This is a genomic window from Streptomyces macrosporus (genome assembly GCF_039533145.1).
Lineage (GTDB): Bacteria > Actinomycetota > Actinomycetes > Streptomycetales > Streptomycetaceae > Streptomyces > Streptomyces macrosporus.
The window spans coordinates 31,981-38,778 of record NZ_BAAASZ010000040.1 but is presented as its reverse complement, the minus strand read 5'-3'; the positions used below and the strand labels follow the sequence as shown (position 1 = coordinate 38,778).

5 protein-coding genes and 1 pseudogene are annotated in these 6,798 nt (G+C 73.6%); all 6 read right to left on the bottom strand.

Annotated elements, in window-relative coordinates; translation table 11 throughout:
- A pseudogene (locus ABD335_RS26750) lies at window positions 1-501 on the bottom strand (hypothetical protein); the annotation flags it as partial.
- A complete protein-coding gene (locus tag ABD335_RS26745; RefSeq protein WP_344328112.1) occupies window positions 498-1,358 on the bottom strand; it encodes an FAD binding domain-containing protein in 861 nt (286 codons plus the stop codon). The gene ABD335_RS26745 and the pseudogene ABD335_RS26750, both read right to left, overlap by 4 nt.
- A gap of 340 nt (window positions 1,359-1,698) precedes the next feature.
- Window positions 1,699-3,381: a beta-N-acetylhexosaminidase gene (locus ABD335_RS26740; RefSeq protein WP_344328105.1), complete on the bottom strand. Its 1,683-nt coding sequence runs from the start codon at window positions 3,379-3,381 to the stop codon at window positions 1,699-1,701.
- Window positions 3,382-3,449: 68 nt separating this feature from the next.
- Entirely contained in the window at window positions 3,450-4,340 is an 891-nt protein-coding gene (locus tag ABD335_RS26735) for a carbohydrate ABC transporter permease (RefSeq protein WP_344328104.1), read from the bottom strand.
- On the bottom strand, window positions 4,337-5,329 hold the full coding sequence (locus ABD335_RS26730; protein WP_344328103.1) for a carbohydrate ABC transporter permease: 993 nt from the start codon (window positions 5,327-5,329) through the stop codon (window positions 4,337-4,339). Before ABD335_RS26730 ends, ABD335_RS26735 begins: the two co-directional genes overlap by 4 nt.
- A 3-nt stretch (window positions 5,330-5,332) precedes the next feature.
- Window positions 5,333-6,640 carry an extracellular solute-binding protein gene (locus ABD335_RS26725; protein WP_344328101.1) on the bottom strand — a complete coding sequence of 436 codons (1,308 nt, stop codon included), beginning with the start codon at window positions 6,638-6,640 and terminating at the stop codon, window positions 5,333-5,335.
- Between the last annotated feature and the right edge of the window lie 158 nt (window positions 6,641-6,798).

The window sequence follows — 6,798 nt, the reverse complement described above, 5'->3', positions numbered from 1 at the left end:
GACCGCCCCGCCGTCGCCGGCCGGCGCCTGCGCCGCGGGGCCGTCGCCCAGCGGACGGCGCGTGCGGGCCTCGTGCGAGCCGGCCAGGGCCGCGGCGGCGCCCTGCCCGAGGATGGCGGCGGGCGACGGCGCGGCCGGTCCCGCCTCGGGGACCCCGTGGGCCTCGCGGGGTTCGGGCGCCTCGGGCGCCGGGTCCGCCGGGCCACCGGCGAACGGCATCGTCCACTGGCCCGGGGTGGCCGGGTCGGTGCCCGGCGCCGGGGTCACGGGCGGCTGGGACTCGATGGGGGGCGGCGTCCAGCCCTGACCGGTGCCCGGCGCGGCGAGCGGGTCGTAGGTGCCGCCGGGCGCGGCGTGCCCGGACGGGAACTGCCCGGGCAGGTTCCCGGGAAGCTGTATGAACGCGGTGGCGTCACCGTCGTACTCACCGCCCCAGCCGCCCTGCGGCGCGGGCGGCGGGACGGGCCGGTCCGGCTGGATCGGCTGCTGGTCGTTGCTCATGCGAGTGCCCTCCCGAGTCCCCGGCGGGCCAGTGTGGCAACCGTACGCCGCACGTGCAGCGCCGCGGGCGGAAGTACGGGAGGTTCCCCCCCGTCCTCCGGCACCGGCGGGTCGGGGATGCAGGCCATGGCGACATAGTCCCCGAAGGCGGTGAGCACCTCGGGGGCCAGGGCCCGCTGCCCGTCCCAGTCGATGAGCGAGGCCACCCACTGCTCGGCCTCCAGCGGGCGCAGCGGCATCGGGGCGACGGCGCCGACCGCGCAGCGGACGCCGCGCCGGGCGGGGTCGAGCACGACGGCGACGGACGCCAGGGCGCGTCCGGGGCCGGTCCGTCCGGTGGCCTTGAGGAAGGTCTGCGGGGCGTGCAGCAGCGGCACCCGGACGTAGCCGACGAGTTCGCCCGGTCCGAGCATCTCCAGCCCGGTGAGCAGGTGGCTCACCGGGATCTCGCGGCGCGCTCCGCCCGGTCCGGCGATCAGCAGCGTGGCCTCCAGGGCGGCCAGGACGGGCAGGGCGTCGCCGGTCGGGGAGGCGGTGACGATGTTGCCGCCGAGCGTTCCGGCGTTGCGGATCTGCGGCGGTCCGGCGGCGCGGGCGGCGGCGGCGAGGGCGGGGATGAGGGCGGCGAAGTCGGGGCGGCCCATCCGCGCGTGGGTGAGGCCGGCGCCGAGCAGCGCGTGGCCGTCCTGGTACTCCCAGCCCCGGATCTCGCTGATCCGGCCCAGGCCGACGAGCGCGGCGGGCCGCAGCAGGCCGGAGTTGACCTCCGTCATCAGGTCGGTGCCGCCCGCGACGGGCACGGCGGCAGGCGTGGCCTCCAGAGCGGCCACGGCCTCGTCGAGCGTGGCCGGCAGCATGACCGGCTGCGCCGCCCGTGGTGCGTGCGGTGCGTGCGTGCTCAATCCAGCGCCCCTTCCCCGGTCGTCCCGGCTGCCAGCCGTACGGTACGTGCTGAGAACCCGGACGTGGCAACTCTGGCACATCTCGGAGGGCCGTCGGTGCAGGGGTCCGGAAGGGGCCATCCGTCCCTGACCTGGCCGATGGCCCGCTTTCGGCGGTTGTCACCGACAGGCGCGGCTTGCCACTCCTGGGAGACCTTGTATTACTTTAAGCGCCCGCTCCGCGCCCGCGTCCCGCGCGCCGTGTCGGGGGGCCGCCTCGCCGGGCCCTCCCGAAAGGCCGCCTCGACGGGCCGCCTCAGAGGGCCGGGGGCGGCCCGTCGAGGGGGCGTCCGAGGATGCCGGGGCGGCGCTGCCAGGGGCGCGGCCCGGACGGCGGGCGGTAGGCCACCCCGAGGGCGTCGAGGCGGGCGTAGTGGGCGCGGACCATCCGCCGTTCGAACCCCTCCCAGTCGCGCGCCCCGGGCGGCGACCACACCGCCTCGGCGAAGGCGGCCAGCCGGGGGAACGCCTGGTAGTCGGCGCGCTGTTGATCCTCCACCACCTCGGTCCACAGGTTGGCCTGCGCGCCGATGACGTGCTGCTCCGCCTCGGTGCCGGCCAGCTCGGGCGGCACGGGCTCGAAGCGGTGGACGTCGCGCAGGGTGCGCACGTACCCGATGGGCACCGGCTCGTCCTCGCCGGCGTCCTGCCGGTGGTCGAGGTAGACCTGCTGCTCGGGGCACATCACCACGTCGTGTCCGGCCCGCGCGGCGGCGATCCCCCCGGCGTGGCCGCGCCAGGAGGAGACCACGGCTCCGGGGCTCAGCCGCAGGTCGGCCCGGCCGGACCCGCCCTCCAGGATCTCGTCCCAGCCGACGAGGCGGCGGCCGCGCTCGGCCAGCCGGCGGTCGAAGTGCCGCACGAACCACGCCTGGAGCGCGTCCTCGCCGTCGAGCCCCAGCTCCGCGATCCGCGCCTGCGCGGTCGGGGACGCCCGCCACTGGTCCTTGACGCACTCGTCGCCGCCGATGTGCACGAACTCGCCGGGGAAGAGCTCCAGCACCTCGTCGAAGACCCCCTCGTAGAACCGGAGGACGATCTCGGTGGGGGCCAGGACGTTGGGGTTGATCCCCCAGTCCGTCCAGACCTCCGGGGCGGCGTCCGCGCCCCCGGGGACGTCCGTGTTGCCCAGCTCCGGATAGGCGGCGATGGCCGCCTGGGAGTGGCCGGGCACGTCGATCTCGGGGACGACGGTGACGTGCCGCTCGGCGGCGTACGCGACGATCTCGCGGACGTCGTCCTGGGTGTAGAAGCCGCCGTGCGGGCACTCGTCCCACAGCGGGGAGGCGCGGTGTCCGAGCCGGGTCCGCCGGCGCCAGGCGCCGACCTCGGTGAGCCTCGGGAAGCGCCGGATCTCCAGGCGCCAGCCCTGGTCGTCGGTGAGGTGCAGGTGGAGGACGTTCAGCTTGTGCGCGGCGAGCAGGTCGATCCAGCGCAGCACGCCGTCCTTGGGCGTGAAGTGCCGTGCCACGTCGAGCAGGAAGCCGCGCCAGGGGAAGCGGGGCGCGTCCTCGACCGTCACGTGCGGCAGCGACCAGGTGCGGCCGGGCAGCGGGGCGCGGCGGTGGGCGTCGGGGCCGAGGAGCTGACGCAGGGTCTGGACGCCCCAGAAGAGGCCGGGGGCCGCTCCGCCGCGCAGGTCCACGCCGGTGTCGGTCACGCGCAGGCGGTAGCCCTCGGGGCCGAGTTCGTCGGCGACCCGTCCGTCCACGTACAGCCGCAGGGCGCCGCCGCCTTCCCCGCGCCCTCCGGCGTCCCCGGCGGAGGGCGGCAGCGGCAGGCCGGTGGCCGCGCCGATCAGGGCGCGCAGCCGGTGGGCGGCCCCCTCGGCGCCGGGTCCGGCGTCGAGCGCCGTCGCGGCGCCGAGGACGAACCGCCCGGCGCCGGGGACGACGGACCGCGGCGCGGGGACCAGGTCCGGTTCGTACATGGTCGGCATCTCCCGTTCCTCCCGCCCGGCGCGCCGGGCGGGTCCGTCCGTCGTCTCCGCGCGCGTTCGCGCGCGGGTCAGTCCTTCACCGCGCCGCCGAGGCCGGAGACCAGGCGGCGCTGGACGAGGACGAAGAAGACCAGCACGGGCACCGTCATGACCGTCGAGCCCGCCATCACCCCGCCCCAGTCCGGAGTCTCGGTGTCGAAGAACACCAGCAGGGCCATCGGCAGCGTGGAGTTCTCCGTGTCGCTGATGATGAACGACTTGGCGAACAGGAAGTCGTTCCAGGTGGAGATGAAGGAGAAGACGCTCGTCGCCACCAGGCCGGGAAAGACCAGCGGGAAGAGGATCCGCCACAGGAAGCGCGTACGGCTCGCGCCGTCGATGGACGCCTGTTCCTCCAGCGACTCGGGAACGGCCTTCACGAAACCGCGCAGCATCCAGATCGCGAAGGGCAGCGAGAAGGCGATGTGCGGCAGGATCAGCGAGCCGAGCGTGTTGAGGCCGACGCCGGGAACCGTTTCCCCGAGGTCGCGCATCAGGAAGAACAGCGGAATGGTCAGCGCCTCGATCGGGACCATCTGCGCGACCAGGAACATCACCAGCAGCGTCGTGCGGAACCGGAAGCGGAAACGCGTCACGGCGGTCGCCGCGAGAAAGGCGATCAGCGCCGAGGCGACGACCACGGTGCCCGCCACGAGAAGGCTGTTGAGGAAGTACCGTCCGAATTCCTGCTGTTCGAAGACGCGGCGGAACGCGTCCAGCGACGGATTCGTCGTCCACGGGCGCGGCGTGTCGGACTGCACCTCGCCCGCCGGTTTGAACGCCGACAGCACCATCCAGTACAGCGGGAAGGCGACCACGGCCGCGACCAGCACGGCCGTCGCCTCGGCCGCCGCCCGTCCGGGCCTCCTCACCACCGAACGCGCCGCCGAGCGCGCCGAATCGAGCACCGGGCGGTTCACAGTTCCTCCCCCCTGCGGCGCAGCAGGCGCAGGTAAACCAGGGTGACGGCCAGCAGGATCAGCAGCATCACGATGCCGATGGCCGAACCGAGGCTGTACTGCGACGAGGCGAACGCCACCTGGTAGGCGTAGACGTTCAGCACGAGATTCTGTCCGGCGATGCCGCCGCCGCCCGTCATCACGTAGATCTGGGTGAAGATCTTGAAGTCCCAGATGATCGACTGGATGGTGACGACGACGAGAATGGGCCGCAGCATCGGCGCCATGACGCTGCGCCAGATCCGCCACGAGGACGCGCCGTCCAGCGCCGCCGCCTCCAGCACCTCGGTCGGAATGGCCCGGATTCCCGCGTACATCGTCACCATGACGAACGGAAAGGAACACCAGACGACTTCGAACAGCACGAGGGCGAAAGCGCTGTAGCGGTTGTACGTCCAGGAGAAGTCGCCCAGTCCCAGCACCTTGTTGACCGGCCCGAAGTCGGGGTCGAAGAGGAAGACCCAGACCGTCGAACCGGTGATCGCCGGGGTCGCCCAGGCGCCGAGCGCGGCGAGCATCAGCAGCAGCCGGGGCAGGGCCCGCACCCGGGTGAGGAGGACGGCGAGCGCGCAGCCGACCGCCAGGGTGCTCACCACGCAGGCGGCGGCGAACACCACCGTGACCGCCAGCACCTCCCGGAACCGGGGGTCGCCGAAGAGTTCGGCGTAGTTGTCGAGGCCCCGGAAGGTGGTGGGCTCACCACCGCTGACCTGGGCCTGGGTGTACTCCAGGACGGAGATCAGCCCCAGTTGCCAGACCGGGTAGACCAGCAGGCCGGCGAGGACGACCAGGGCGGGGGCGAGGTAGAGCCAGGGCGTCCACCCGCCGGCCGAGCGGGCGGGGCCGCGCCCGCCGGCGGGCCGCGGCGGCCGGACCGGCGGGGTGGCGGACGCGGGCGTGGGCGTGGGCGTGGGCGTCGTGGCGGATCCGGTGGTGACGTTCGTGGCCATGGGTCAGTCCGCGGCCCTGCCGAACGCCTCGTCCATCCGCGCCGCCGCGTCCCGGGTCGCGGTGGCGACGTCCTTCCGGCCGCTGACGATCTCCTGGAACATCGTGGGCAGCACCTGCGAGGCGTCGATCTCCGTCCAGGCGGGGGTCGTGGGCACGAACTCCGTGCCGGCGCCGAGCGTCCTCACGAACGGCTCGACGAACGGGTCGGAGTCGGCGACCTCCCGTCGGGTGTCGGTGAAGGTCGGCAGGAATCCCATCCCGTCGAACAGCTTCCGCTGGGTCTCCTTGCCCGCCAGCTCCTTCAACAGCTCGACGGCCAGGGTGCGGTGGTCGCTGCTGCGGAGCACGCCGAGGTTGTTGCCGCCGGCGAAGGCCGGGGCGATCTCGCTCTTCTCCACCCCCGGCAGCGGGACGACGCCGTACGTGCCCCGGACCTCCCCGTCCTCCATCGCCCGGCGGCTGAAGTCGCCCGCGATGGCCATGCCGGCCTTGCCGCTCGCGAACGCCTCCACGGTGTCGTTGCCGCCCATCTCGGCGCACTTCGCGGGCGGGCAGTTGTCCTCGCCGAAGAGGTCGGTGTACGCCTCGACGCCCTTCCGCGCGGCGGCGTCGTCGACGGCGGCGGTGTACGTGTCGCCCTCGCGCTCGGCCAGTTCGCCGCCGTGGGCCCAGACGAAGGGCAGCGCGCCGTAGGTGTACGCGCCGCCGACGGCTATGCCGTACAGGTCGGGCCGTTCCGCGCGGATCCTCTTCGCGGCGTCGGCGACCTCCTCCAGGGTCCTCGGCGGCTTCAGGCCGAGGTCGTCGAAGACGTCGGTGCGGTAGTACAGGGCGCGCACGCCCACGAAGAGCGGCGCTCCGTAGACCCTGCCGTCCACGGTCACCGACTCCCGGGCGGTCGGGTCGGTGTCCGCGGCCTGGTCCCAGTCCTCGAACTCCTCGGTGATGTCGGCGAGTCCGCCGTCGGCGACGTATCCGGCGGTGTCGGTGTTGCCGTACTCGATCAGGTCGGGGGCGGAGGAGGGGTCGTTGAAGGCCGCCTTGATCCTCTCGGCGCGGCTGTCGACGGGGATGTACCTCACGTCGACCTCGACGCCGTCGTGCTTCTCGGTGAACGCGCGGACGACGTCGTCGACGACGCGCTCCTTGGGCTTGTTGTCCACCTCCCTGAACAGCCAGACGCGCACCGTGCCGGTTCCGTGGTCCCCGGTCGCGCCGCCCTCGGACGTGGAGGGCGCGCAGGCGGAGGCGGTGAGCGCGGCGAGGAGGAGCGCCGCCACGGGGGCGGCCGTGCGGGCGGAGAACTTCATGGGTGTGACCCCCACTGGAGTCGCGTTGCACAATGTGCAACTGCCGTTTCGCTCTGCACAACTCCGCAGGAGACTAGGGGGACCGGCGACCGTCCACAAGAGGTCTCGACCATTCCACGGCACTCGCGCGCCCCTCGGCGGGACCGGAGGCGCGCGCA